At 24.0% G+C, this 3,308-nt stretch carries 4 protein-coding genes; all 4 read right to left on the reverse strand.

Translation table 4 applies throughout. The annotated features are described in order from the left end of the window. Nucleotides 1–619 (reverse strand): ATP-binding cassette domain-containing protein (locus M0D11_RS05410; protein WP_252320804.1); only part of this gene is annotated, 619 nt, incomplete at its 3' end. A gap of 2 nt (nucleotides 620–621) precedes the next feature. Next, nucleotides 622–1,380 (reverse strand): hypothetical protein, encoded by a 759-nt coding sequence (locus tag M0D11_RS05415; protein ID WP_252320806.1) that lies wholly within the window; start codon nucleotides 1,378–1,380, stop codon nucleotides 622–624. Between the two features lie 58 nt (nucleotides 1,381–1,438). Continuing rightward, nucleotides 1,439–2,431, reverse strand: coding sequence for a lipoate--protein ligase (gene lplA / locus M0D11_RS05420; protein WP_252320808.1), 993 nt, complete (start codon nucleotides 2,429–2,431; stop codon nucleotides 1,439–1,441). 7 nt (nucleotides 2,432–2,438) lie between these two features. After that, nucleotides 2,439–3,308 (reverse strand): alpha/beta hydrolase (locus M0D11_RS05425; RefSeq protein ID WP_252320810.1); only part of this gene is annotated, 870 nt, incomplete at its 5' end.

Here is a 3,308-nt window from a genome sequence, read left to right on the forward strand (position 1 = left end):
ACCCTTGATAAATTTCACCATTTTTTAAAATTACTACCCGATCACAAAGTAATTCAACTTCTTCTGGTGTGTGTGAAACAATTAATAAATTAATTTTTTTAATTTCTTTTCATGACTTAATAAAATTAACAAGTTTAATTTGCATTTTTAAATCTAAACCTGTAACTAACTCATCTAAAATTAAAATTTCAGGATCATTTAAAATTGATAAAAAACAATTAAATCTTTGTCTTTGACCACCCGAAAGTAAAGAAATTTCTTTTTTCAAAATATCATTTAACTCAAAAACATCAATTAATCCTTTGCCTTCTTCACTTTTAATATTTTTTTTATTTTTATAAAATTTAATTAAATCAATAATTCGTGTACCAACTGGTCAATAACCTTCTTGAAATTGAACACCAATTTTCCGACTAACCTTTTTACCAACATCATCAAGAAATAATACTTTACCTGATGTTGGTTTTAAAACTTGTGAAATAATTTCAACCAAAGTAGTTTTACCAGAACCATTAGCACCTAAAATAGCAAGTGATTGTGAAGCAGGTATCTCTAAATTAATATTTTTTAAAACCTGATTTTTACCATAATTTTTACTTATATTTTCTAGAATAATCATTTTTATTTTCCTTGTAAATTATTATTTAAAATTTCTTCATATAATTGATTAAACATTTTTTTCATATCAGAATCCAAAATTAATAGTGGCTTTACTGTTTTGTCACTGGGTGGTTTATTTCACATATATTCACCTTTATTATTTCGTTCCACATATTTATCAAAAGTGTAAAAATCAATATCAATTGATTTTTCAATTGTTCTACCTAAATCTTGAATTCAAATTTTTACTCATTGAAAATAAAAACCAGCTTCAAAATACTTCATAACTCATAAGTTTAAATATTCATTTGCATTAATATAATTACTACTTGGATCATTAATTTTATTAATAGTAAACTCAATAAAATATGTTCGCAATGTTAAGGCCATGTATATTTGCATTGATTGTGAATGAATAATTTTATTATTAATATAATCATTAATATCTGCTGTTGGTATACCAATTTCATCATAGCCAGGTTTACCAGCATTTTTACTTGCTGAATCACGGTATTTATCAAATTCAGCAAGATAAAAATTATTAAAACCATTAACAATATTATCATTAGTTTTACCTACTTTATCAATAGCATCTTGATATAAAAATTGTCAAACATTTAATTGATTTCTATCTTTTTTTGGTCAACCACGTGTTGGATAAAGAATATCATTTATACTATTTGTTTGATCAAAACTATTATTTACTAAAAATGTAATAACATTGCTAATTGGTGTTATAAAAATAAACATTATAAATAAAATCCATAAATATTTCTTCATATTTCCTCTTTAATATTAGTTATAAAAGTAAGGATATCATAAATAAGAATTTTATTCATTATTTTATGATACTTTTTATGATTTCTTCAGCAAGAAAATTTTCACCAAAAATTTCGTTAATATTAGCATTTTCAATGATATTAGTAATAGTTGCTACATTATATTTTTGTTTTTCTAGTTTTTTTTCTAAACTAGTAGTACCTGCTGACCCTAGGAAATCACCATATATTTTAATATTTTCAATAATTCCTGCCTTAACATTCATTCAAACGTGAATAGTTCCTTTACTAGGAAAAAGTGTTTTATGTTTTAAATCAAAATCTGGAGATTTACCATAAACTCAATCTCAAGTTCGATATTTAGTATTTGCTAATGATTCAATATCAGCAATCATTTTTTCAGAAAATTCCATAATCTTTGTATTTTTTGTACTTTTTAATTGTTCAATAATTAAATTTTGAAATTCTTCAATTGTTATTGGTGGATTTAATAATGGTAAAATATTTGTTACTCGTGCTTGTACTGATTTAATACCTTTTGATTTTAATTTATCCAAATCAGGTTTTAATACTTTTGGTAACATTTGCATATCAACATTAAAAAGAATAGTACCATGATGTAAAATTCGATTTTTATATGTATATTGGGCATTACCCGATATTTTTTTATCATCAACTAAAATATCATTTTTACCACTAAATTGAGCATTTAAACCTAGATTTTGTAAAACATTAACTATTGGTTTTGTAAAAAGACCATAATTACGAGCATTATCTTTATTTTTATCAAGAATAAAAGTAAAATTTAAATTTCCTAAATCTTGATAAACAGCTCCACCACCAGATAATCTTCGTACAACATTAACTTTTTTTGTTCTCACATATTCATTATTAATTTCTTCAATTGTATTTTGGTTTCTACCAACAACAATAGTATTATTATTTTGTCATAATAATAAGATTTCATCATTTATATAAGGATTAGTAATCAAATATTCTTCGGCTGCTAAATTAAAATATGGGTCTTTGCTATTATTAATATAATAAATCATTATTAATTTAATCTCCTTTATCTTCGGTTTTAAAATTTGTTCATTTATTAACAAATTTTAAAGTAGTTTTGCAATATGTATCATAATCGGTAGTGACGGCTCTTATATGTTTAGCAGATGGCATAATTAATAATTCACTTATTGTTTCTTCTTCATAATTTATTTTCTCTTCATACATTTTTTGTGCCATTGTTGCTGGTACAGTTTCATCATCATTACCATGAATAAATAATACAGGAATTGAAGAACAATATTTTAATTTATTAATAGGATCAATACTATTAATATTAAATTTATCTTTTAACCTAAAGAAAAATTTAACACCATAATAAAATCAAAATCAATGAAGGTTAAAGTATTGTTTACCCATAATTTTAATAATATGACTAAAACTATCAAATCCACAATCAGAAATTGCACATTTAACACCAAATTTACCAGTATCAAATCGAGATATTGTTTCCAAAACAGTACTGGCACCCATACTATTACCAATTAAAGTAATATTAGGAGGTTGTTTAAAATCTGTTTCTGCTAAATAATTATTAAGACTTAAAATAACAGCATATAAATCATCTGCTTCTTTATTACCAAAAGTAATTGCATCATGGATATTATTACTACCATGACCTCTTGTATCATAAGTAACAATACTATATCCCTGTTCATAAAAATGTTTAACTAAATATAAAATGCTATAGCGATTTTGTTGTCAACCATGAGTTGCAATTATTCATTTATGATTTTTATTAGATTGATGATTATTAATGAAAAAAGCTGATAACAAGCGATTATCATAAGTAGTTATCGTCATATCTTGTGCTTCCATCATATCCCAATTACTATCATCAATCATTAGTTGTAGAGAATTTTGTAA

It is taken from the genome of Spiroplasma endosymbiont of Lariophagus distinguendus (assembly GCF_023846195.1).
GTDB lineage: Bacteria > Bacillota_I > Bacilli_A > Mycoplasmatales > VBWQ01 > Spiroplasma_E.